Below are 24,516 nucleotides of genomic sequence, written 5' to 3'. Positions count from 1 at the left end.
AGGAATAGATATGCAAACACTACTTATCAGCTTGTTTTGGACTAGTGCTTTTTTTATTGTCTACCACCACGCTATGTACCCTTTACTACTGAAGTGGTGGGCATCACGTCACCCGCTACCTAAAGCCAAACGAGTATCTCTCTATCAGCTAGACAACAATGCAGCTTTACCATCGATCACTATCGTCATCCCTGCTTACAATGAAGGTAAATGGATAGCCGATAAGATCCGAAACTGTGCTGTACTCGACTACCCTCGCGACAAGCTAGAAGTCATCATTATTAACGACGGCAGCACTGACAATACTATTCATGTGGCGGAAGAAACCATTCAAGAAGCTATCTGCTGCGATACTCTATTTAAGATCATCGACAATGCGGATAACCAAGGGAAGGTGTTCCGACTTAATCAACACTTGTCGGCGATAGAAACTGACATCACGTGCATCTCCGATGTATCAGCGTTGATCTCTATTGATGCTCTCAAGCTCGCAGCGCATCATTTTCAGGACAAAAATGTCGGTGTGGTTAACTCGACTTATCAACTCCTAGAGCAAGATGAGCGTGGTGAGTCACTATACTGGCGCTACCAGAATCAAGTGAAATACAGCGAGTCAACTCTGGGCTCTACGATCGGTGCTCATGGTGCGCTCTACTTCATCAGAGCAAACTTATTTGAAGCCCTGCCTTACAACACCATCAACGACGATTTCATTATTCCAATGAACATTGTTCGACTTGGCTATCGAGCTGTGTACGAACCGCATATGAACGCCATTGAAATGGAAAGCAGCGGCACTAGCCAAGACTTCAAACGCCGACTTCGTATCTCTGCTGGGAATATGCAGCAAATTATCGCCTTACTGCCGCTATTTTCCCCTCAGCACAAAGGCACGGCACTCACATTCTTTTCAGGAAAAGGACTAAGAGTGCTAACCCCCTACTTGATGATCATATGCATGATTACATCAGCTATATTGGCGCCGAGCAGTACACTATTTACCAGCTTTCTATTACTACAAGTTTCGCTCTATGGCTCAGTAGCAATTAGCGTACTTATCCCAAAACTACAATCCATTAAACTAGTACGAGCATTTACTTACCTCATCGTTGGACACACTGCAAACTTAATCGGTGGCCTTCGCTATCTAATCGGCTTAGAAAACGGTGTATGGAAACGTCTACCACAACAGGAGAATGAACATGAAAAAGGTTAATATGGAAAAAACCCTGATTCGTACCTCAAAGCGTATCTTTGACTTGGTCGGTGCGAGTGTAGGCATGCTCATTCTAGGTATCTTCTTTATCCCAGTGGCGTTAGCGATAAAGCTAACATCAAAAGGTCCAATTTTTTATCAGCAGCTTCGCGTTGGTAAATGGAGTCCAACAAAAATGGACTTTATCCACGTGCTTAAATTTAGAACCATGTACATCGATGCAGAGTCACGTACAGGTGCTACCTGGGCAACAGAAAACGACCCTCGCATTACGCCAGTTGGTCGCTTTTTACGCAAGACGCGACTTGATGAGCTACCGCAGTTTATTAACGTACTTCGCGGAGACATGTCATTGATAGGCCCACGCCCTGAGCGCCCGGACTTCTATCAAAGACTAGAAAACGATATTCCATTTTTTGTTGAGCGCACATACGATGTGCTTCCCGGTATCACAGGGCTTGCTCAAGTTAATCAAGGTTATGACACCTGTATTGAGGATGTGCGTAGTAAAGTTGGATTTGACCACAGCTACGCGCTATCACTGTCGTCATTCAAATCATGGTTAATGACCGATATCCACATCGTGTTTCGCACGCTGAAAATTATGGTGGATGGCAGAGGTCGCTAACCAATCGTTAAATAGGAAAAATCCAGCCTAATCGCTGGATTTTTTTGCAGTAAATATAAGCGCAAGTCCGACAAGAATACACGCTATACCTGATAACTTAGTTAAGCTAAATGGTTCATCTAGCCAAGGCAAGGTAACAGCGAGCACATAAACCAATACATAGCTTAAGCTTAGCAATGGATAGGCGACGCCCAGTGGTAAATGCTTCAATGCCATTACCCAACATGCCATGGATAATGCGTAGCAGCCTAACCCCAAGGCAACACACAATAATGCAGGCCACGCATTGGAAAGCAGCGATATCACATCCAGTGTATATAGGAGCGGCTCAATGAACTCCCATTTTTTCGACAGATTGCCCATCCCCCATTTCATGGCCAGTTGAGCAACTGAAATCAAACAAACACTAAGAAGCGCAACGGGAAGACCTGCCTTAATATCTTTCAACATCATTAGTGAGCGCCTCCCAGTATGCCAACACCCACCATAATCATCATCACACCTAGCCATTGCTTCGGGACAATAACTTCGCCAAAGGCAAACTTAGAAACCAATAGCATGATGACAAAATTAACACTGAGTAAAGGATACGCCACTGACACATCCCATTGCGTTAGCACACCAAGCCAGGTCAGCGCACTTGTGCCTAAAAAGCCAATGCCCAAGATCATAGGGAAACTCAACAGCTTGCTAATGGCACTCAGCTCTGGGTTTTCTTCAAAATACATTGCAGCCCGCTTTTGCCAATATTGGCTAAGCGAGCTAGCAAGTACAGAAATGATGTACAAAAGGACGGTCATTACTCAGCCGAAACTTGATTGAAGATCAGGGCATGGTAGCGCCCACGATCGACGTGTTCATCTGCAACAGGGAAATCTTCTGGTAATGGTGGCAAGTTTCTAAAGTGAAGCAGTACTGGTGCTGTTTTTTGCTTCTCTTTAATAAACGCACTAATGTTTTCAAACGGTATCCAGCGATGGTTAGCATCATCGTAGTTCAAACCGTAATCAACCTCACCCATACCCTTAGTTAGGTAGACGTCAGTGCGCTTCAAGTACCAGTTCAATGCCGACATCGTGTCAGGGTAATCAGCAATCAACACCATCTCGTCTGTGACTTTTGGAGCAAGCTCTTCCATAAAGCGAGCTGGCATTTTTGAATCGATCGTGCTGTTTGGTACCACTGTTGAGAACAGTGCAAATAGCGCCAGCGGCGACACCATGTAAGCCATGAACTTGTGCTCAAATGCACTTGCTTTCGCTGCGTAAAATGCACATGCCGCCCAAAACCCAAGAATAAACAGTGCAATCCAAGGGCGGTAAGACTCAGTCTCATCCAATGGCAGCTTACCCATAAAGAACATAACCATCAGCGTCACTGCTACGAGAGCAAAAAAGGCACCATTGATTAACGAGCCAATCGTCAGACCTTTCGCCTTGCTGTTATAGGCTTTGATAATACCGTGTGTAAGCAAAATCGCGATTGGAGCCATACATGGAAGGATGTAAGTCGCTAATTTACCGCTCGCATAAGAAAACAATAGGAAAGGCATGACTGCCCACCAAATCGAATAGCGAATAAGTGGCTTACTAAACTCACCCTTAAGTTGTACGAGTGCTGACGGTGCCCAGAAAACCCAAGGTAACGTGCCCAAGAAAAGGAATGGGATGTAATACCAAGCCGGCGCAGCATGTTGAGCGTCTTCTGCAGAGAAGCGGTGGATGTGCTCTTCCCAGAAGAAGTAATTCCAGTAATCTGGTTCCGCCGCGTGAATCGCTAAAGACCAAGGTAAGCAAGTGATAAATGCCACCAGCATTACCCACCAACCCCAGCGAAGGATCTCTAAGAACTGTTTCTGCATAATCATGTAGGGAACAACGACTATCACAGGCAATGCTAAGGCTAAGAAGCCTTTTGTGAGAACCGCACAACCACAGAAAAAGCCCGCTAAGCCATAGTAAAGCCAACGCTGTTTGGTGGTCGTCGACTCCGTTGCAAAGAAGAAGGCGGCATAACAAGCTGTCAACCAAAACGCCAGCATGCCATCAAGTACGCTATAAGTACCGATCGCTGCGACCATGAACATGCTCAAGAATACGCCCGCAGTAAGCCAACCTTGTCTGCGATCGGTCATACGACTAACCAAAGAGACAAGGAATAAAGCACCACCTAAGGATGCAAGTGCAGAGGCGATTCTGACTGCAAAGTTGGTGTCACCGAAAAGCACCTGTGCTATCGCGTTAAACCAATAGCCCATGATCGGTTTTTCGAAATAACGAAGATCATTAAATGTAGGTACTATCCAGTTACCTGACTCGACCATCTCGCGCGAGATCTCACCGTAACGCAGTTCATCTGGCGACCATAGCGGACGCAAATCTAGCGGGAGTATGTACAGTGCAATAAAAAACAGCGGTACCCATACCGCCCAATTAATTCGTGATTGTTGCATTCTTCATCCAGTTGAATAAAAGCCCATGCATTCATGGGCTCTGATTGATGGCACGTGATAGCGTTGTTGTGCGATTTCTTCGCGCGCTGTTTTACCCCTCCCAGCCTCCCCTTATCAAGGGGAGGAGCAAAATCTACAGGCTTTGCCTGTCGAGTTCTCCCCCTTGATAACGGGTCGCGTAGCCGGGGGAGTTAGAGGGGGTAAAACAGCGCACGCGAACCTAAACCCAACTCACCGATAACTAAAGCCCCATGCGCTCCACAAAAGACGCTTGGTGCGTTAGCCACCCTTCTCGCCCTTCCATCTCGATGTTTTTAATCGAATCTTTAGGAAGTGGTGTTTCCGCTTCATTAAGCAGATCTATCATCGGCACGAATTCTATATTTTGTTGCTTAGCTCTGACAATCAATTCTTCAAACATATCAGCACAAACAATACCTTCCACCTCTGCATGGATGGTATACACATTCAGACCATCACGCTTGATGAGCTTAAGAATCGCGTCGTTATAGTTACTGTTATCGACACCATCTTGACCGACTAACTCATCGTAAGTTGGAAGTGTTACAGGAATTTGCGGAGCCATTCCCTCACCCGGAGAGAAGATATGATCGCCGCGGCAATCACTATTATATTTGAAAGGAAATGCGTCTTTTTCTACCAGTGTTTGATCGGTACAACGCCAACCGGCTACCGCACTGCAAGGTAAGTCACGACCAGTGATCTCCTTGAGCATTGAATAACCTTTTGTGATTTCACCACGCAGCTGTTCGGCCGTCATAGTGTCAGTTTTCATCTGCCACTTATGATGATCCCAAGCATGAAGTCCGATTTCATGACCTGCCGTGTCGGTCGCCTCGATAACGTGGCGCAGTTTCTTACCGATCACTGGACCTGGCCAGATCGTTCCACGAATAAGGATATCGTAACCATATAAGCTGGCGGCTTTTGAGCGAAGCATCTTCTTCAAAAATGCAGGACGCAAAAGGCGCCAAATATGGCGCCCCATGTTATCAGGTCCAACAGTAAAGAAGAATGAAGCCTTCACTCCGTGCTTCTCGAAAATCTCGAGTAGCTTAGGTACACCTAACTTGGTACCTCGGAAAGTGTCTACATCGATACGAAGACCGACTTTAGTGACTTCATTCTGTTCCATTACTTCTCTTCTGCTACTGCACCTTTAAGGAAGAAATCTAGTGTCTCTTCGATGGTATCGTTCATGTGAACTTTTGGTTCCCAATCAAGCAGCTTCTTCGCGTTTGCGATGCTTGGTTTACGGTGTTGAACGTCTTGATAGCCGTCACCGTAGAACGCTTTACTCTCAACTAGGTTGTAGCCAGCGAATGGAGGGAACTGATCACGAAGTGGGTGGTTCTCAAACTTCTCTACCAGCGTCTCAGCAAGCTCTTTGATACTTGCTTCGTTTTCTGGCGCACCAATGTTGATGATTTGACCGTCACACAGACCTTCTTTGTTTTCTATGATGCGGAATAGCGCTTCGATCGCTTCAGAGATGTCAGTGAAACAACGCTTCTGCTCACCACCGTCGATAAGCTTGATCGGCGTACCTTCAACTAGGTTTAGGATAAGCTGAGTGATCGCACGGCTCGAACCGATACGCGCAGAGTTTAGGCTGTCTAGACGTGGACCCATCCAGTTGAACGGACGGAATAGCGTAAACTTAAGACCGTCTTTCTTACCGTAAGCCCAGATCACGCGGTCTAGTAGTTGCTTAGATACTGAGTAGATCCAGCGCTGACGGTTGATTGGACCAACAATCAGTGGCGAGGTATCTTCATTGAACTCAGAGTCTGTAGACATGCCGTAAACTTCAGACGTTGACGGGAAGATAATGCGCTTGTTGTATTTCACACATGCACGAACGATCTTCAGGTTCTCTTCGAAGTCCAACTCAAATACGCGAAGTGGGTTACGCGTGTATTCGATAGGCGTTGCGATTGCCACTAGCGGAAGAATGATGTCACACTTCTTAACGTGGTATTCGATCCACTCGTTGTGGATAGTGATATCACCTTCAACGAAGTGGAAATCAGGGTGGCTTAGGTGCTCTTCGATCTGGTTCGAGTTCATGTCCATTGCATACACTTCGTAACCACCGTCGTCTAGAAGACGCTTAGTTAGGTGAGTACCGATGAAGCCGTTTGCACCAAGGATAAGTACCTTTTGACGCTTCTTAGCGTTAATAAGTGCACTTGCTTGAGGACCAAAACGCATGCCTTCAACAAGGTGAAGTTCTGCCGCTAGCTGCTCACCACCTAGGTAAAGACCGTTTTCAGCCTCACCAGACTTAACGATCAATGAGCCTTGAGCACAAGCGATGGTTAGTGGAGATGTAGCAACGATAGTACCTGGAGTCACATCGTACGTTTTATCACTCGCTTCCGCACCCCAGATGATAAGTTTGCGCTCACCTAGGAAAGTGAATGCACCTGGGAATGGTTCAGTCACAGCACGTACTAGGTTAAATACGGTGCGAGAATCATTTGACCACTTAATTTCACCGTCAGCTGGCGTGCGGCGACCGAAGTAAGTCGCTTTGCTTTCGTCTTGAGCCGTTGCAGTGAACGAACCATCAACGATAGTTGGCAGCACTTTGCTTAGAAGATCGCTTGAAGCCGCGTTCATGCGCTTATGCAGTGTTTCTGCAGTATCTTCATCAGTGATAGCGATCTTTTCTTGACCAACGATATCACCCGCATCCGCTTTCTGAACCATTTTGTGTAGCGTTACACCAGTCTCAGTTTCGCCGTTTACTAGTGCCCAGTTGATTGGAGCGCGACCGCGGTAAGTTGGAAGCAGAGAACCGTGAAGGTTAAAGCCACCTTTAGGTGCAATATCCAGCACTTCTTGGCTGATCATGTTGCGATAGTAGAATGAGAACAGAGCATCTGGCTTCATTGCGCGGATCTTGTCTACCCATAGTGGGTGGTTTACGTCTTCTGGAGCGTAAACTGGAATACCGTTTTTCGCTGCTAGCTTAGCTACAGATTCAAAAAACACATTCTCGTTGCTGTCATCAACATGGGTGAATACTGCTTCGATCTCAACACCTGCGTCTAGCAAGCTGCGAACACCAGTACAACCGATATTGTGGTAGGCAAACACTACTACTTTCATGGAATATTCCTCTGGATATAAATCTTATTCTTTATTCTTTGATTCATCAGTCTCACGTGCTTTTTGAGTGGCTTCACCCACCAAAACATCTTGCACGTAAAAACGCGGGCGGGCTCTAACGTCAGAGTAAATACGCCCTATGTACTCGCCTAGTAGTCCTAGACCTACAAACTGCGCGCCCACAAATACAAATAGGATGGCAAATAGAGTAAACAAACCGTCACCTGCCCACTCAGAACCGAACATAATGCGCATCAGCATTAGGATAATACCAAATGCGATACCTGCCGCAGCGATACCACCACCGACGATGCTCAATAGACGCAACGGTGCCGTAGTCATACTGGTGATCAAGTCAAACATTAGGCTAATAAGCTTCATAAAGCTATATTTCGACTCGCCGTCCGCGCGCTCATCATGGTGAACGTCAATCTCAGTTGTGTGACGAGAAAAACCATTTGCCAAAACAGGGATAAACGTACTGCGCTCGTGACATTCAAGCATGGCGTCAACAACATGGCGACGATACGCTCGCAGCATACAGCCGTAGTCGTTCATTTCAACACCGGTAGAACGCTTAACTAGCTTATTGATAAGCTTTGAAGGATAGCGACGAAGCGCGCTATCTTGGCGATTCTTACGCACGGTGCCGACTGAATCGAACCCTTCTTCAGCTTTAGCGACTAGATTCGGGATCTCTTCTGGTGGGTTTTGCAGATCCGCGTCTAGAGTGATAATGAGGTCACCACGAACTTGTTCGAAACCCGCCATAATCGCATTATGCTGACCATAGTTGCGGTTAAGGATAACGCCAACCACATGGCTACCTTCTTTCGATGATGCTTGTTCAATGATTTCTGCACTGCGATCACGGCTACCGTCATCAACGAGAATAAGCTCATAGTCTTTACGTAGGCTATCACCAGCTTTCGTCGTGCGGTCAATCAGTTCTTGCAGGCAGTTTTCTTCGTTGTATACCGGTATTACGATAGACACGAAGTTAATGGCTTCATTGTGTTTCATGGTTTATCCAATTATCTCTGACACGGCACTCACTACACGCTCTACGTCGTCCTGAGTCATATCAGGGAAGAGCGGCAACGAGCAAATTTGATTACTGTTACGTTCTGTATTCTGAAGGTTTGGGTTCATCGCCCCAAATAGTTCCGCATAGTTTTCGCGGTAATATTTTTGTGTGTGGCACGCTTTGAAATGGATACCGGCGCCGATGCCCTTCTCTTTCAAAGCAGCAATAAGGTCATCACGCGTTAGCCCCGCTACCGCAGGATCAACACGGACGATCATTAGATGCCAACAGTGTTTGTGGTCATGTGAAGCCAGACCTAGCGGCGTAACCCCCTTGATCGACTCAAGTTTGCTACGATAAGAGAGCGCAATTTCTGTACGCTTTGCCGTGATCGCTTCAATACGATCCATTTGCCCAAGCGCCAAAACAGCACAAATATCAGGCATGTTGTATTTGAAACCAGGCTCGACAACTTCTGCTTGTGGCGCTCGACCTTGCGTTTCTCGGTCAAAAGCGTCAACACCCAAGCCATGAAACTTGAGACGGCGAACTTTGTCAGCCAATTCAGCATCATGTGTGGTTAGAATACCACCCTCGGCTGTGGTTACGTTCTTGATAGCGTGAGTTGAGAACAAGCAAGTACCGCGCTCACCAATTGGCTTCCCTTTATACTCTGTCCCTAAAGCGTGGGCAGCGTCTTCAACGACCGGAATGCCATACTTCTCACCCAAGGCATAGATTGGATCAAGATCAAGGGCAGCTCCCGCGTAATGAACAGGAATAATCAGCTTAGTCTTGTCATTGATTAGGGGCTCAATCTTATCTGCGTCCGTCATCAAGGTATCGGCATCAACGTCAACAAATACTGGCTTCGCGCCAACCAAGGTGATCATGTTGACCGTCGACACCCATGTAAGTGACGGTGTAATTACCTCATCGCCAGGCCCAATACCCATAGCTAGCAAGACCAAGTGCATACCCGCCGTCGCACTGCTGAGCGCGACACTATGTGGTGCGCCTGTATGCTGGGAGATTTTGGCTTCTAGTTCTGCGTTTTTTGGTCCGGTGGTTATCCAACCTGAACGAAGCACATCGACTACAGACTGGATGTCTTGCTCGTCGACAGCAGGTCGACATAACGGAAGAAAGGACTGGCTCATTTTTTAAACTCACAGTTAGTTCGTGATGTTAAGCACGAAAAATTGACAATAAAGTTTACTAGGGCGTTCAACGAATTAAAAGGCTTGATATCTATTTCCCACACAAAACATAGACACTCTGTACACATTTACCGCAAACATTTCTTGGCTGAATTAATATTTACTCATTTTTAGTAAAAAAATAGTGCCAAATGGGCTCTTCGTCTAAAAATGTCAATTAACTCGACAAAAGAGTGGCTTTTTAGCAGCAAAAAACATCGCAAATTACGCAACGTCAACTTTGTGTCAATTTCCCTAGCCCGCTCTACCGACCGCTAGCATGATGGCATAGCAAAGCATTCGACTATGTAACGGTTTGTCGTGAGTTCGTTTGTATCTATCTACTTCAGAGAGTAAACTCTCGCTCCTTTCTTGCCATAACTGACATACCAACAAAGGTAGCGCCCGTGAAACTCAATGACAGCCCAGTAACAGAGCATCACTTTCAAGGTCATCACTTCTACCTAAAAAGGGACGATTTGCTCCACGGTCACTTTAACGGCAACAAAGCCAGAAAGTTTATGACTACTTTGCTTCAACCGTTAGAAGGCAAAACCAGGTTAATTGGTTGGGGTTCAGCTCAAGCCAACTCGCTTACTTCTCTTGCTGCACTTGCGAAAATTAAAGGGCTGAAACTGACATTTTATGTCGACCACAAACCGAGTTGGTTAGACGCGAAACCCATGGGTAATTACCGAACAGCATTGGAGTTAGGTGCAGAGGTTATCTCATTGCAAGAGACCATTGGGCCTAACGCACCACACCCATCAGAGTTTGTCATTAAAGAGCATGGCGATGACCCAGATTGTTTGATAATTCCGGAGGGAGGTCACTTCGAGCAAGCAAAAGAGGGAGTCACTCAACTCGCCAATGAAATTTTATCTTGGTCTCGATTTGAGAAAGGGCGCAATATAAAGGTCGCGCTCCCTTCGGGCACTGGAACGACGGCACTTTACTTAAGTCAGGTTCTTAAGCCACAAGGCATAGAGGTACTGACCTGCCCTTGTGTTTCAGGTAAAGATTACTTGCTTAAACAGTTTACGGCGCTTGGTGAAACCGACGATCTACCTACTATTTTAGAGCTCGACACTAAGCATCACTTTGGCAAACTTTACAAACAAGATTATGAGATATGGCAAGCTTTGCAGGAAGAAACCCATATTGAATTCGATCTTCTCTATGACCCCATGATGTGGCGTTGCCTGCTTCCTTGGTTGGAGGCCAATCCAGATACCACAATTCTGTACGTCCATCAGGGCGGGCTCTTGGGAAATGAGACTATGTTGGCTCGTTACCGTCGCAAATACTGTGATCAGCAGATCGATTGGTAGTAGCAACAAAAAAGGAAGCTCGAGGCTTCCTTTGTAGTACTTGGGTACTATTGATCATTGATGCGAGGTGTATTGCTCAAGATATGACTCTGCTTTTGTTTTCGCTTCAGCAAGTTGACTTGCAGAAAGCTTCATCGCTAGGTCATCACGCAGTTTTTCCGCGGTAGTATAACCGTTTGTAGAGGCAACTGACGCCCACGCATACGCTTCTACGTTATCAAGCTCAACGCCCTCACCCAGAGAATATTTAAACGCTAGGTTTCTTTGACCATAAGCGTAACCATTTTCCGCTGAGCGACGGTACCATTTGACCGCTTCGTCATCATTTTTTTCGATACCGAGTCCTTTAGCGTACATAACCCCAAGGCTATTTTGCGCGACATCAAAACCTTTCTCGGCCGCCAAACGGTAGTACTCAACTGCTTTCTCGTTACTCTTAGGAACGCCGCGTCCCCACTTGTACATCCCAGCTAAGTAATATTGCGCTTTTACGTGACCCTGTGCCGATGCTTTTTCAAACCAAGCGGCAGCTTCTTTTGCGCTATAAGCAACACCATGACCGTTGTCATACATCATGCCAAGCTTGTACATCGCTGTTTCACTGCCTTTCTTAGCGGCTTTGTGATACCACTCGACAGCTTTCACGTCATCTTCTTCTAAGCCATTACCCGTAGCTAAACGATCTCCGAGCTCAATTTGAGCATAAATATCGCCACGCTTCGCTTCTGTAGTGACTTCCTTGTTGCTTCGCTTTGAATAATCCTGGACAAATGCAAAGCTCGTTGCACTAAAACACAGACCACATAGTGAAACCGCTAACAGTGTTTTCCGCATCATCTTTTCCCATCCTTAAAGAATTCGTCAAATTCTGCCATATGATGATTAATGTTCTCAGCAAAATATGAATAATTGTCGATACTCTGACAAAGAATTTCGTTCAAGTCACAAAAACATTAGTATTTGCGTACATTATAGCCAATAAGTAGCACGTTATTTTTTAAAGCAACAGTGGCTAGAAACCAATGTTTACTTACTGTAATCGTTTGCAAATACTTCTCGTTTTAGAGTGTGTTATTTTGTAGACTTGCAGTATCGTACTGAGAATTAATCAAGCATCTAGAATTGGAGATATTATGGCGTCTAAATGGGCAAAACGATTCATTCAAATGGCAGAATTGGTCGGCTCATGGAGTAAGGATCCATCAACACAAGTTGGTGCCGTCATTACCAAGCAAAATCGTATCGTGTCGGTTGGCTTCAACGGCTATCCACACGGTATCTCTGATAGCGCAGAAGTGGATGAGAGAGAAACTAAATATCTGAAAACGCTGCATGCTGAAGAAAATGCTATTTTGTTCGCAAAGCGAGACCTCGACGGCTGTGAAATCTGGGTCACACACTTTCCATGCCCAAACTGCGCAGCGAAAATCATTCAAACTGGTATTTCAGTTGTCCATTGCCCAGCTCAAACCGAAGATTTTTTATCTCGTTGGGGTGAAAAAATTTCCCTTAGCCAAGATATGTTTGATCAGGCGGGAGTAGAAGTAGACTGGCTTCCAATAGAAAACTAATGTTGTGTAACGTGTGCAACACGATGCTTTACCAAAAGTTTATTTTTAACTGACTTATGAACTAATCCAAATTTCCTGCCGTAAGTCTCTTTGCGAATAACATGAGCATAGAGGCTTACCATGAATATTATTAAAACATCAGTTATCGCAGCCGCAGCAATCACTATTGTCGGCTGTGGCAGCGATTCCGACTCTACACCCACCACGCAAGTTCGCGTGACACATGCCAGTTCTGACGCACCTTTGGTCAACATAAAGGCTAATGGCGCAATATTGAGTGGCCTTAGCAACGTGGATTACCAACAAGGCAGTGGGCTAATTACCGTTGATGCCGGCACGTACGACTTAGCCATTGATGCTATCGGTGCGGACGACAGTACCGCCGAAGAACTTTCAGCGCCGGGCACTAATCTCTCACCAGATATGCAATACGACATTTTTGCAGTAAACAACACCGCGTCACTGCAAGCCGTTGTACTTTCCAGAAGCGGTATTAAGCCTGACGGAAGCTCTGTGCGCATAGACGTGCTTCATGCCCACCCTTCAGTAGGTGCTGTCGACATCCATCTAACCACTGACGCGAGCATCAGCGCAAGCTCGGTAGCAGTAGCGGGATTGGCATTTGCTATAGATTCTGCAGATTTACCAGTTACCGTTCCAGCTGACACGTACCGAATCAGAATCACTCCAGCGGGCCAAAGCACTGACGCTGATGTTGTATTCGACAGTGGTGACCTAGACCTAGCAGGTGGCTCTGATCTCATGGTCACAGCTGTGCCAAACGTAGTCACAAGCGGAACAGGTGAATCGCCAGTCGACCTATTAGTCGCCGACGGCAACTCAGTTGCGGTAGTGAGAGACGCAGATGGTAAAGCTGTTGTAAGAGCGGGTCACGCTATTCAAGATGCTCCTGCGGTAGACATCGTTGCCAACGGTGCGACTGTTACTGGATTAACTAATCTTACTTACGAAAATGTAGCGAGTGTTGAGCTGGCACCAGGCACCGTGGACGTTGGTGTTACTGTAGCGGGAACAACTACGCCCGAAGTTATCTCAGTACCAGGTGCGACATTTAGCGCGGGAAGCGAAACGACGATTTTTGCCGTGGGCCGATTGGATGACTCATCACAAGAGGCTCTAGTCATCGAAGACGACCTTCGCGGCGTCGCGACCTACGCCAAAATACGTGTAGTGCACGCTAACCCAACCGCGGCTGCAGCTACCGTAGACATTCATGCGGTAGCCGACGGCGGTACCTTCTCGGCAAGTACCGTAGTACTTAGCGGTGTTACTTTTAAAGACACAGCTGTGCTCAAAGTACCTGCGGGCACTTACGACTTAGCCGTTGCTGAAGCAGGGACAACCAACATTTTGCTGCAAAACACTAATGTTCCAGCGGTTGCGAATGGCAATGTGGTCACTGCATTTGCTACTGAAGACTCTATTGCCTTGAACATCGATAAATAGGCTTCGTCATTTAGAGAAAGGTCGTGGGAAGGTCCGCGACCTTTTTGTATTTAAAACTTCTTTTCAATCAGACTTTGCTCATCTACAATCCGCCAACCTATAATTGTGATGTATATCACCAACCCTTTGGAAAGCGCATCCTTATGACATTCAATGCCAAAACACCGTTTAAAGTAATTTCTTTGGCAACATTATTTTTCTCTAGCTGTGCAGCAGCTATTGAACTTCCTTTATTTAAAAAAGAAGCGGAAGAGCGTGGTTATACACTACCAGAAGCCGTAGGCCTCAGCCTTGGGTATATGAATGTCTCTCAAGGGATTAATGTGAATTCGATAGCACTGACTGGTTTACCAAGCTTCATAAAGGATCTCAACATTAAAACAGAGGGTGGTTACCAAGAAAGTGAAGTCTTAACCCTCAAAGCAGACGTGTGGGTCCTGCCGTTTCTAAACTTCTATGCTATTGGCGGTAAACTGAACGGTTACTCTGAAACAACCATTAAATCCGCAAGCGGAAAACTTTTTGGGGTACCCATAGACATTGACAATATCGATGCCCCATTCCGATTGGATCTAGATGGCTACACCTATGGTGCCGGTACGGTCATTGCGGGTGGGTATGAGAGTTTCTTTGCATTGGTTGACGCGAGCTATACGAAAACTAACCTTACGGTAATTGACGGTGAGATCGACTCTATCGTCGTGTCTCCAAGAATCGGTTGGGATTTTTCTCGAAATACAGATTGGCCGCTTCGTGCGTGGGTCGGCGCTCAATACCAAAATATCGAACAAACACTGAGTGGTAATGTCAAAGACCTACCGCTCGGTTCACTGGGCGATCTGGCTCTGCTAGACGATGCGAGATTTACTGTAAATCAGAGCCTCGCAAACAATTGGAACAGCCTTGTTGGCGCACAATACGAATTCACACCAAACTGGGTATTGATAAGTGAGCTAGGTTTCGGACAAAGAAAGAGCTTCTTTATCACTCTCGATGCCCGATTCTAGACACTAGCTACTGATTTAAGCCCATCACTCGATGGGCTTTTTCTTAGTCACTTCTAGCAATAATGGCAATAGTACTAGGCTGAAAACCAATATGCTGCTCAATGCGATCGTAAGGACCAAACCTATAGAGTGCATGCCTTGATGCTCCGCTACAATCAGCGCACCAAAGGTCGCTAGCGTCGTCAAGCAACTTACCAGTGAGGCTTTTGGCGTCGAGGTATTAAAGAATGCGTCTAAAGTTCTTACCGAGCGGAATCGCTTAACAATATGAATGCCATTGTCCACCCCTAAACCAAAGATCAGGGGGATCACGATAATGTTAGCCATGTTCATTGAAAGATTGAGCCAGTGCATCAAGCCAAGCGTTGTCAATGAAGCCAGCCCTAACGGAATAAAGATAAGAATGACATCTCGCTTCTTATCGACGGTCCAAATCAAAATAAGTGCAATAGCAAATACCGACATCATGATTGCCGCTTGAAATGCACCCGTGATAATTCCGCCAACTTCTTGTTCTGCCACGGCTCTACCTGTGGCGTTAGGTGCTATTTGCTTACTCTCTTTAATAAAGGTTTCTAGCGCTTTCACATTGGTCATGTCTTCTTTAGGTGAAATGACGACCAACCATTCTCCTTGCTCACTGATATAGCGCTCGCGGAATTCAACAGGCAAAGAATCTATAGTGACTTGATCCTGATGAGTTAAAGCAGTCAAACTCTTTGAAAGATCCCCAAATAGGTTTGACGTGGTTTCCGTTGGATCAATTGTGGCTGAGAGCTGAGAGCTTCCAATCCAATTGTTCTCTTTCGCTTGCTGCAAAAACTGCTCGTAGCTCATTGGAGCAACGGTAACTGGCTCATTGAAAATGGCTTGGATTTGCGCCGTTCTCTTTTCCAACTCATTCGGCATAAAATCACTAGCGATAACCACAGAAGCGATAGACGGTTGCATCGCCAAACGCGCTTTCCACTCTTGAGCTTGTTTTTGGTCTTTTGCAATGGCAAACAATTGGTAGCTTGAGCCTAGCCCTTCTTGTTGCAGTTGATTCAGCGCCAATACAGATTCTGAGTTAGGGTTTTTCAAAACCAGGGTCGAGAAATCAAACTTAAACTGAGTCGCGCCGTAGCCCATCACCAAAGTAAGTGCGACGACAAGAGTAAAAATCAGGCTTTTGAATCTAGTGAGCTGGGAGCCAAACCAAGCAAACCTATGTGTATCGGTTTGATGACGAACCGTAGGGTAACCAAACAAGGTAAAGAAAAGTGGAATAGCAACGAAAGTCGCAATAAGCCCTAAGATCATTCCAAGTGCTGAAACTATCCCCAGTTCGCCCAACCCTGTGTAAGCGGTAGGATAAAAGCTAAGGAAACCCAGAGCAGAAGATAGTGCGCATAAAGAAAGAGGACGAATCGAGTGCGCTATTGCGTGTCGCATCCCGACTTCATTGCTTTCACCTTTGACTCTAATCTCTTGAATATGAAGACACAGATGAATAGAAAAATCGACTGCAAGACCAATAAACATGACCATAAACACGATGGAGATCGTGTTGTAATGACCTATCACCAGAAGACCTGCGGCAAAAGTCCACGCTAAGCCAACAAGCACCGTCAAATAACAAGCAATGATGACTCGCAGAGAACGAATACCAATCGCGAGAATAAGGATAAGTCCTAACAGAGATGCAGTGCCAGCCACCGTGATGCTGTTATTGGCATCTGCAATTTCATCGAAGTCGAGTGCTGCCTGCCCCGTCACCTTTACGTTAATACTGGCTGGCAGATCAGCTTGTTTTATGCTGGAAGCGATCGAATTCATGATAGCGCGATTCGGTTCTGTTGCCGTAGAGTCCGCATCAGCTACTAAGGTAATGGCATACGCGGACGGCAAGGTCACATCTTGTTGGAAGAAACTCGGCCAATCAACACTATTATCCTCTGTCGCTTTTAATAGCGGATTTAGATTTGGACTTTCGCTTTCTGCTAACAAGGCAAAGTACAGCTCTAAGCTGTTTGCTTGCGCAGCAACAGCAGCTGGCCTTACTGTTTCTTCTATGGATTGCTTAACCTGCTCAAACTCTTGTTGAGATAAAAAACCAAGCGCATGCTCTTCAAACCAAGGCAATATTTGTGGTGCAAAGACATGATGAACCAAGGACTGATCGTTCAACGCTTTAGCAATGTCAGAAACAGAAGATTTCAGAACGGCTGGATCGGCGCCAGTGACCAGCAACGTCACGTTACCGGAATCAGGGAAGGTTTGATTGAGATGGTCGAGTTCATCAACCCAGGTTCCCTGCTGCTCAACGAGTGACGAAAGATCAGCATTCATTTTGAAATGCTGTTGTCCGTACCAAACAGAGATTGCGGTTAGTGCTGAGACCAGAAGTAGAACAAATTTAGGAAAGCGCTGGATAAGTGAGAATAGTCGTTCCACAGAATTTAAAATTACAACGATACAATAGGATAATCATAACCTACTTATTCGAGATAGATAGTTAGTTTCCTGTCATTTCAAATATAAAAAAGGGGCTAATAGCCCCTAAGTGATGATGATAGATAAGAGTCAATGATTACTCTTGATCAATCATCCATTTGCGAAATTCTTTGCGCTCAGCTTTTGATGCCTTTAGATACCAGGCTTTTAGCTGCTCCACGTTGTTTTGATTAGCAACGGCTTCTGGTGCTATTTTACTTGTTGCTTCTACTTTTGGCGCTTCAATTTTTGGCGTCTCAGAAACCACTGCGGTTGTTGTTACTGCAGCTGTGGTTGCAACTGCGGCATTAGCCTGTGCAACTTCCCCACCAGAGAAAGTGATGCCACGTTGCTCATTATGCTTAGCGACTAACTCTCCAACGTTGGAATAAGGAAGGAATCCATCACGGCCTTGTAATTTCTCTTGAGTGTATTGGAGTGTATTGCCGTCTTGGGTGATACGCCACTCTGGTGTAGCAGTACGAAATGCAGCCTCTGCTTCTTGCTTACTACGTGCGACAGGGTGATTTACCTTCACTTCGTCGCCGGTGACATTAATATCGATCACGTACGGCGCGGAAGTGTAAACCGTCTGGCTGCTACCTCTTCCTACTTTCTTGTCCATTCTCAGAACAACTTGGGTTTTGCCTTCTTCAATGGTGTTAGCCGACGTTTTGCTCTCAGCTTCTTGACCATTAATGTAAAGTAAAGAAACTCCTTTCATTGGAACCAGAGTCGCGGCGCTCGCAGACAATGTAAAACCAACTGTTAATAATGCAGCTACGATAGACCTCTTCACTACGGTCACTCCTTTATTATATTTTTTGATGTTTCCCTGCTTGGGAGCAATATCATGCCATATCGAGGCGGTTACCCAAACATTTACATTAAGAAAATGAAGACTCTATCAAGCAAATACCAGCGCGTTAACAGAGTTTTGTTGCAACAAAAAAGCCACCCGTAGGTGGCTTTAGCAATATCTTGATCTAACTTAGATTAGAACTCAGACTTCATACCGATTGCGAAACCAAGTTGAGAGTTGTCTGCGTCTGTACCACCAAGCTCAGCATATACTGTAGTAGAAGGTGCGATGCCGTAACCTGCGTTTAGGTAGTATGTGTTTTCAGCGTCAGCGTTGTCGCCGTCTAGACGAGTGTAACCAACTGCAAATTTCCACGCGTCAAGAGAGTAAGTTGCATCTAGAGCAAATGCATCACCTTTAACGTCTGTACCTGGGTTAGCAATGTCACCTTTAACATTGTAGTAACCAGCTGCAAGGCCGATGTTTTCGAAACCGTTGTAGCGAAGTTCTGCAGCGTATAGGTTTTCATCAGCTTCTACAGTGCCGTCATCAGCTTTAAGAATACCAGTGAAACCAGTAACGTCGAAATCAGCTACACGGAAACCAATTTTACCGTCGAACCAAGTACCGTCTTTACCGATAACGTTAGTTGAACCGTTTTTATCTTGTGCTAGAGCTGCAGAAAGGTACCAAGTGCCTTTGTCTACGTCGTAACGAATTGCTTCGTCAATACCAAACTTAGAACCGTTTTGGAAGAAACCAGCTGTACCGAATTGGTAGTCGTTACCGATACCAGCGTCATCAAGAACTGTGTCTAGACGACCAATTTTTAGAGAGCCAGCCATTGCACTGTAGAAACCTACATATACGTTGCCAGCTTCAGCTGCACCAGCGTTGTCGCCAGAGAATTCCCAGTAACCACCAACTTGTAGGTCATCGTTTACTGCGTAACGTACGTCGAAACCAAAATCTGCGTCTTGGATTTCTTGTTGAGTAACAGCACCTTCAGCTGTGTCACGTAGGTAAACTACTTCTACGTCACCTGTTAGGTTAACAGTTGCGCGGTCTTGGTTATAAATTTCGATTGCTTGTGCAGAACCAGCCGAAGCTAGGACCGCTAGAGCTACTAGAGTCTTTTTCATGATAATCCACTGCCTTTTCTTAGATGGGAATTCCTTTTCGGTTCCCTTTTTTAATATATGTGACGTCTAAATCTTCCAGAAGAACGACAACCTTTTGTCCTTTGGTTGACTTAGCGTCTTTAAATCTCGGAACCAAGAATGCAAAAGTTCTCAGTAGTTGTCAAACACTCTAAATAAAAATAACAAAAGAATATAAATCAAACAAAAACAATAGCTTACAAAACTCTCAGTGACAAAGCGCAAGTTTTTTGAACACCTTTCGATTGCAACTTACACACCGTTTTTGGTGCACCAACTTATATAAGACTCCAAAAACTGCGACCAATAACACTATTTATCAGAACAATAATCTAGCAACATATATTTTTTGGAGTTTTATATTTTTTAGACACCAAAAAATATAGCCCCTTATGAAAGTTCACTCGATTTTTGTGATTTTGATCTAAATACCAGCTGTAAGTTTGAGACTACTTGCCCATATTTTTCGCCGCTCGAAGTGTGGTACACTCCCCGCTCGTCTACATAGGGCTTATCATGCTGACCAGTAAAATCCAAAAATCCATTCGCCAAAGCTATCAAAACCTGCAAACTCAATTAGATAACTTCGTTCCTAGGCGAGCTCAGAACTATCTAGTTTCAGAAATCGCTAAAACACTCTGTGGTCAATATCACAAGTCCACACGCATGATCGTTGCTGAGGCAGGAACTGGGATCGGTAAAAGCCTTTCGTATTTAATGGCAACCATTCCTGTCGCGGTCCAAAACAACCGCAAAGTCGTCATTTCTACTGCGACGGTGGCACTTCAGGAGCAGTTGCTTAATAAAGATCTACCGCTGTTCAGACGGATTACCGATCAAAACTTCTCTTTTATCATTGCTAAAGGTCGCCAACGTTATTGCTGTGCCGAAAAACTTGCCGTGGCTTGTGGTGCTGACGGCGGTCAAATGGCGATGTTTGAAACCAAACCCAAAGCATCTGACATTGCTCAGCTACAACTTATGTATGAAAAACTGGCGCAAGGTAAATGGGATGGTGACAGAGATTCATGGCCTAAACCTATCGATGATGCCATCTGGCAAACCATTGTGAGCGAAAAACACAGTTGCAATAACAGTCTTCCAGCACACCGCGGCTGTCCTTTTTCTAAAGCACGTTCAGAGCTCGATAAAAATGATGTGATTATTGCCAACCACAGTTTAGTCATGGCAGACGCCGACCTAGGTGGCGGAGTAATTCTCCCAGAGCCCGAAAACACCATCTTTATATTCGATGAAGCGCATCACCTTCCGCATGTTGCGAGAGATCACGCTTCTGCATCCGCAACTCTCAAAGGTGCAGGCAGTTGGTTAGAGCGACTTAATCAGTCGGCTAGCAAGTTTTCAGGAATGGCAGATGAGAAGCGAGTCAGCCGTTTTCGCAATGAGCTGCAAGATGCGATACAGCAGTTAATACCGCTTTTAGGCGAAGTGAACACCTATTGTGGCGGACTTCCATTTGAAGAAGATAGCTGTCGATTCGAGAACGGCGAGCTTCCTAATTGGTTAGAAGAGCAAGCAAAGGTGCTCAAGCAATACTCGCAAAAAGGCGCTCAAGCGTCGGCTAAAATCGCGGATCTAATATCAGAGAGACTAAAAGATGGAGAGATAGGTGCCAAACTTGCAGAGCCAGCGTTGGCAGAGCTCGGCTTTTATATTCAACGATTTGATAATCTTGCTGCCGTGTGGCGCTTGATGGCCGAACCACAAAAAGAGAAAGGCGCACCACTCGCGCGCTGGATTGAGAAAAGTAAAGAGCGTGAAGGCGACCACCTCGTGAGCGTGGCGCCACTTGAGGTCGGTTGGCAATTAGATCAGCAGCTTTGGTCTCGCTGTGTGGGAGCTGTGCTGGTGTCTGCGACCATGCGTGCTCTCAACTCTTTCTCTTTCTTCTGCCATCAGGCTGGAATCAGCCAAAAGGACGAAGACGGTGTTCAGTTCCTGGCGCTTGCATCTCCGTTTAACTACGCGGAACAGGCTGAGCTTATCGTCCCCAAAATGAAGAATGAACCACAAGCTCCTCAGTTTACCGAGGAGCTTGTGGAAAAAATTCCAAGCATTATCGAAGATGGTAAAAGCAACCTCATTCTTTTCTCGTCTTATTGGCAAATGAATAAAGTCGCGGATGAGTTACGAGCAAAATTTGCGCTTAAAGGCTGGCACTTGCAGATTCAAGGTGAAAAATCACGCTCAGAAATCCTAAATAAACATAAAACCCTCACTCAATGCGGAAAAACCAGCGTTCTTTTTTGGGACAGGCAGTTTTTCTGAAGGGTTAGATCTGCCCGGTGAACTGCTAGAGAACTTGGTGATCACTAAGATACCTTTCGCAGTGCCTACGTCGCCGATCGAACAAGCACATGCTGAGTATATAGAGAGTAAAGGTGGCAACGCTTTTCTCCAGATTACAGTTCCAGAAGCGAGCAAAAAGCTGATACAATCGGCGGGCCGTTTGCTGAGGAAAGAAAGGGACTGTGGAACTCTCTATATTCTAGATAGGCGAATCGTCACTAAAAGGTATGGCAAATCTTTGCTTGATTCCCTACCCCCATTTAAAAGAAAAATAGAATACTAAGGGTCATTCGTCTCGATGGAATTTATCGAACCAAGTATGTTGGTTATTTTGGCTATCGTCGCCTTTGCTGCTGGCTTTATTGATGCCGTTGCTGGCGGTGGCGGTATGCTGACTGTGCCTGCCCTATTGTCATTGGGTCTTCCTCCACATATCGCATTAGGTACCAATAAACTCGCTGCAACCTTCGCTTCGTCGACTGCAGCGTTCACCTATTACCGTAAACGACTCTTTAAGCCAGAATGTTGGCGTCGAGCTTTTGTCGCTACTCTGTTTGGTGCCACGCTTGGGACCGTCGTTGTTGACATGATCAGTACCGAGTGGCTTGAAAAAGTTCTTCCCCTTGTCATCTTAGCGGCGGCACTTTACACCGTTTTTCATCGCGCTCCTCAAGGCGAGAGCAGTAAGGTCAACGTCGGCTGCCCTAAGTTCAATCGTAAACAGTACCTTCAGGGCTTGTCTCTGGGTTTCTATGATGGTGTTGCCGGTCCTGGTACCGGCGCGTTTTGGACCGTTAGCTCAATGGCTCTGTATCGTCTCAACATCTTGTTCGCCTCCGGCTTGTCAAAGGCGATGAACTTTACCAGTAATTTTACCTCGCTAGTGACATTTGCGATTCTCGGTCATATCAACTGGGTACTTGGTTTAACCATGGGTGTATGTCTCATGGCCGGTGCTTATATAGGCGCGCACTCCGCAATACGATTTGGTGCTAAGTTTATAAGACCAATATTTGTTACTGTTGTGAGCATTCTTGCCATCAAGCTTGCTTACGATGCTTGGTTGTAAATCTGGCTGTCGTTATAGTTTGAATATAGAAACGGCCCGTAACACCAACGAGAAACCCGCTATCAATGAAGCTCAATCAACTCAAGTTAAGATTACAGACGCTAAAAGAAGCGGCTAAGGCCTTTGATGCTTCTAGTCGGCAGACAAAAGTCAGACAATTTGATGAACACCTCTTTCAATCAAGCGGCTTTTTTGACTCTGCCGTGCGTTATCGAAGCCGAATCACTACTCAATAAGATCGTCACTTTAAGTCAGAATTCATGTAGTCAAAGCACATCAGAGGCTCTGGTCGAAAAGTTTTCATGTCAGCTCGAAGCGCTAGAAAGAGTTCTCGCGAAGGTGCCTAACCGTGAAGCAGATAGTATCGAGCAGCAATCATTGGCAGAATTGAAAGCATCGCTTGCTCAGCATAAAGTTTGGGAACAAAAACTCTGTAAGCTGGTTCGCGACAAAGAACAAAACCAACACGACGAGCAATCACTTATCGAGACCGAACAAAGGCTGCAGCGCTGCCGCAGCGCAATGAACCAGATTCAATACAAGATCAATCAAAGGATGAAATTTATCTAATGTCGAATGAAACGGGCTTAGACAGTGCGCCAGAGGAAATCAAACTCGCTGTGGATCTGATCTTCTTACTTGAGAGCAATGAGATCGATCCAAAAGTCGCCTTAGAGGCACTTGAAATTGTCAAAGGCGATCTCCTAAAGAAGATCGAGAGCGAGTAAAGCTCAAAGTAAAAACCGAAGCACGTTCGCTTCGGTTTTTCTTTATTAGACCTTAGTGATTGGAAAACACTCTGTTGGTTCCACCAACTCTTCCTGCGCTGCAATGGTTTGCAGCTCCCACTCATGTCTTTGTTGTGTTTCCTTGAGTACGGCGTAACTCGCATTATTGGCATGCTCAAATGCTTGCTCAGCCAACCAACCTTTTAGAAGACCTGCGGTAAATAGCGCGGAAATCAGATCCCCTACTCCCACCGGTTGCTTAGCAAACTTAAGGTGGGGACGCTGCGCAATATGACACCCAGACTCGGTTGCCAACATCATAGTAAACTTGTCATTAGAAACACTATGTAGATGTTTTACCAACACCATTTTCGGTCCACGTGACAAAGCCTTTTGGCAGGCCACTACGGCACTTTCTAAGTCTGTGATTTCCATATTAGTAAACTGAGCCAACTCGAATTGATTAGGTACAATCACATCCGCGCTTGGCATCACATCGTTGACCAAATATTCGGTCGTCCCCTGAGGGACTATACAACCTTTCTCTGGGTCGCCCATAACAGGATCACACACATAAATCGCGTCAGGATTTTGAGCTTTGACTTGGCGCACCGCATCGAGAACTGCAAGACATTGATCCGCACTTCCCTGATAACCCGACAGTAGCGCTTGGCAGTTTTTAAGCTGCTCGATATTGGCGATGCCTGAGATAAGCTCAGATATGTCATCTGCTGAAAAAGCCTTCCCCTTCCAGCCCTGCTGATACTGTGTATGGTTCGAGAATTGAACCGTGTGAATAGGCCAAACCTCAAACCCCATTCGTTGCATTGGGAAAACGGCCGAACTGTTGCCTGCATGTCCGTATACGACATGAGACTGGATTGAGATGATACCTTTCATGAATGCTCCTCACAGCACGATAAATTATTCTGATTA

21 protein-coding genes and 1 pseudogene are annotated in these 24,516 nt (G+C 45.7%); 10 read left to right on the top strand and 12 right to left on the bottom strand.

The window, feature by feature from the left end; translation table 11 throughout:
* The first annotated feature begins 10 nt into the window (after positions 1-10).
* Entirely contained in the window at positions 11-1,216 is a 1,206-nt protein-coding gene (locus tag AC6I8Y_RS05740; protein WP_498021030.1) for a glycosyltransferase family 2 protein, read from the top strand.
* Positions 1,203-1,844, top strand: coding sequence for a sugar transferase (locus AC6I8Y_RS05735; RefSeq protein WP_042474423.1), 642 nt, complete (start codon positions 1,203-1,205; stop codon positions 1,842-1,844). Before AC6I8Y_RS05740 ends, AC6I8Y_RS05735 begins: the two co-directional genes overlap by 14 nt.
* Positions 1,845-1,871: 27 nt before the next feature.
* On the opposite strand, the gene arnF is transcribed toward AC6I8Y_RS05735, so the two are convergent.
* From arnF to arnB, 7 genes are all read right to left on the bottom strand, one after another.
* Positions 1,872-2,297: a 4-amino-4-deoxy-L-arabinose-phosphoundecaprenol flippase subunit ArnF gene (gene arnF / locus AC6I8Y_RS05730; protein WP_394152777.1), complete on the bottom strand. Its 426-nt coding sequence runs from the start codon at positions 2,295-2,297 to the stop codon at positions 1,872-1,874.
* Positions 2,297-2,644 (bottom strand): DMT family transporter, encoded by a 348-nt coding sequence (locus AC6I8Y_RS05725; protein ID WP_042474416.1) that lies wholly within the window; start codon positions 2,642-2,644, stop codon positions 2,297-2,299. Before AC6I8Y_RS05725 ends, arnF begins: the two co-directional genes overlap by 1 nt.
* Positions 2,644-4,296 (bottom strand): lipid IV(A) 4-amino-4-deoxy-L-arabinosyltransferase, encoded by a 1,653-nt coding sequence (gene arnT / locus AC6I8Y_RS05720; RefSeq protein WP_498021027.1) that lies wholly within the window; start codon positions 4,294-4,296, stop codon positions 2,644-2,646. Before arnT ends, AC6I8Y_RS05725 begins: the two co-directional genes overlap by 1 nt.
* A gap of 241 nt (positions 4,297-4,537) precedes the next feature.
* Entirely contained in the window at positions 4,538-5,452 is a 915-nt protein-coding gene (gene arnD, locus AC6I8Y_RS05715) for a 4-deoxy-4-formamido-L-arabinose-phosphoundecaprenol deformylase (protein ID WP_498021025.1), read from the bottom strand.
* A complete protein-coding gene (gene arnA, locus AC6I8Y_RS05710) occupies positions 5,452-7,434 on the bottom strand; it encodes a bifunctional UDP-4-amino-4-deoxy-L-arabinose formyltransferase/UDP-glucuronic acid oxidase ArnA (protein WP_234494080.1) in 1,983 nt (660 codons plus the stop codon). Before arnA ends, arnD begins: the two co-directional genes overlap by 1 nt.
* Positions 7,435-7,458: 24 nt before the next feature.
* On the bottom strand, positions 7,459-8,457 hold the full coding sequence (gene arnC, locus AC6I8Y_RS05705) for an undecaprenyl-phosphate 4-deoxy-4-formamido-L-arabinose transferase (protein ID WP_498021023.1): 999 nt from the start codon (positions 8,455-8,457) through the stop codon (positions 7,459-7,461).
* 3 nt (positions 8,458-8,460) lie between these two features.
* Entirely contained in the window at positions 8,461-9,621 is a 1,161-nt protein-coding gene (gene arnB / locus AC6I8Y_RS05700) for a UDP-4-amino-4-deoxy-L-arabinose aminotransferase (RefSeq protein WP_252014068.1), read from the bottom strand.
* 446 nt (positions 9,622-10,067) lie between these two features.
* Between arnB and AC6I8Y_RS05695 the strand changes: the two genes are divergently transcribed.
* Positions 10,068-10,991 (top strand): pyridoxal-phosphate dependent enzyme, encoded by a 924-nt coding sequence (locus tag AC6I8Y_RS05695; RefSeq protein ID WP_498021021.1) that lies wholly within the window; start codon positions 10,068-10,070, stop codon positions 10,989-10,991.
* A gap of 54 nt (positions 10,992-11,045) precedes the next feature.
* Here AC6I8Y_RS05695 and AC6I8Y_RS05690 read toward each other — a convergent pair whose 3' ends face one another.
* The gene (locus AC6I8Y_RS05690; protein WP_234494084.1) at positions 11,046-11,828 is read right to left on the bottom strand and encodes a tetratricopeptide repeat protein; all 783 of its coding nucleotides are present in this window, start codon (positions 11,826-11,828) and stop codon (positions 11,046-11,048) included.
* 296 nt (positions 11,829-12,124) lie between these two features.
* On the opposite strand from AC6I8Y_RS05690, the gene AC6I8Y_RS05685 reads away from it, so the two are divergent.
* The 3 genes from AC6I8Y_RS05685 to AC6I8Y_RS05675 all read left to right on the top strand — a co-directional run bounded on the left by AC6I8Y_RS05685 (position 12,125) and on the right by AC6I8Y_RS05675 (position 15,036).
* Positions 12,125-12,562: a dCMP deaminase family protein gene (locus AC6I8Y_RS05685; RefSeq protein ID WP_234494085.1), complete on the top strand. Its 438-nt coding sequence runs from the start codon at positions 12,125-12,127 to the stop codon at positions 12,560-12,562.
* A gap of 120 nt (positions 12,563-12,682) precedes the next feature.
* Positions 12,683-14,029, top strand: coding sequence for a DUF4397 domain-containing protein (locus AC6I8Y_RS05680; RefSeq protein ID WP_498021019.1), 1,347 nt, complete (start codon positions 12,683-12,685; stop codon positions 14,027-14,029).
* A 143-nt stretch (positions 14,030-14,172) separates the two neighbouring features.
* Complete coding sequence (locus AC6I8Y_RS05675) at positions 14,173-15,036, top strand: TonB-dependent receptor (protein ID WP_498021017.1); 864 nt, start codon at positions 14,173-14,175, stop codon at positions 15,034-15,036.
* Positions 15,037-15,060: 24 nt separating this feature from the next.
* Here AC6I8Y_RS05675 and AC6I8Y_RS05670 read toward each other — a convergent pair whose 3' ends face one another.
* The 3 genes from AC6I8Y_RS05670 to AC6I8Y_RS05660 all read right to left on the bottom strand — a co-directional run bounded on the left by AC6I8Y_RS05670 (position 15,061) and on the right by AC6I8Y_RS05660 (position 19,455).
* Positions 15,061-17,367 (bottom strand): MMPL family transporter, encoded by a 2,307-nt coding sequence (locus AC6I8Y_RS05670; protein WP_498021015.1) that lies wholly within the window; start codon positions 17,365-17,367, stop codon positions 15,061-15,063.
* A gap of 241 nt (positions 17,368-17,608) precedes the next feature.
* The gene (locus AC6I8Y_RS05665; RefSeq protein ID WP_498021014.1) at positions 17,609-18,310 is read right to left on the bottom strand and encodes a YccT family protein; all 702 of its coding nucleotides are present in this window, start codon (positions 18,308-18,310) and stop codon (positions 17,609-17,611) included.
* A gap of 197 nt (positions 18,311-18,507) precedes the next feature.
* Entirely contained in the window at positions 18,508-19,455 is a 948-nt protein-coding gene (locus AC6I8Y_RS05660) for a porin (protein ID WP_498021013.1), read from the bottom strand.
* A gap of 534 nt (positions 19,456-19,989) precedes the next feature.
* On the opposite strand from AC6I8Y_RS05660, the pseudogene dinG reads away from it, so the two are divergent.
* The 4 genes and pseudogenes from dinG to rsmS all read left to right on the top strand — a co-directional run bounded on the left by dinG (position 19,990) and on the right by rsmS (position 23,580).
* Positions 19,990-22,066: pseudogene (dinG, locus tag AC6I8Y_RS05655) on the top strand (ATP-dependent DNA helicase DinG).
* A gap of 15 nt (positions 22,067-22,081) precedes the next feature.
* Positions 22,082-22,852 carry a TSUP family transporter gene (locus AC6I8Y_RS05650; protein WP_042474398.1) on the top strand — a complete coding sequence of 257 codons (771 nt, stop codon included), beginning with the start codon at positions 22,082-22,084 and terminating at the stop codon, positions 22,850-22,852.
* Between the two features lie 162 nt (positions 22,853-23,014).
* Complete coding sequence (priC, locus tag AC6I8Y_RS05645) at positions 23,015-23,422, top strand: primosomal replication protein PriC (protein WP_498021012.1); 408 nt, start codon at positions 23,015-23,017, stop codon at positions 23,420-23,422.
* A complete protein-coding gene (gene rsmS / locus AC6I8Y_RS05640; protein WP_394152752.1) occupies positions 23,422-23,580 on the top strand; it encodes a pleiotropic regulatory protein RsmS in 159 nt (52 codons plus the stop codon). Before priC ends, rsmS begins: the two co-directional genes overlap by 1 nt.
* A 45-nt stretch (positions 23,581-23,625) precedes the next feature.
* On the opposite strand, the gene pdxY is transcribed toward rsmS, so the two are convergent.
* Positions 23,626-24,480 (bottom strand): pyridoxal kinase PdxY, encoded by an 855-nt coding sequence (pdxY, locus tag AC6I8Y_RS05635; protein WP_498021011.1) that lies wholly within the window; start codon positions 24,478-24,480, stop codon positions 23,626-23,628.
* Positions 24,481-24,516 lie beyond the last annotated feature (36 nt).

The sequence above is a fragment of the Vibrio sp. KUL78 genome (assembly GCF_059725505.1).
This window is presented reverse-complemented; position numbering and strand designations above follow the sequence as displayed.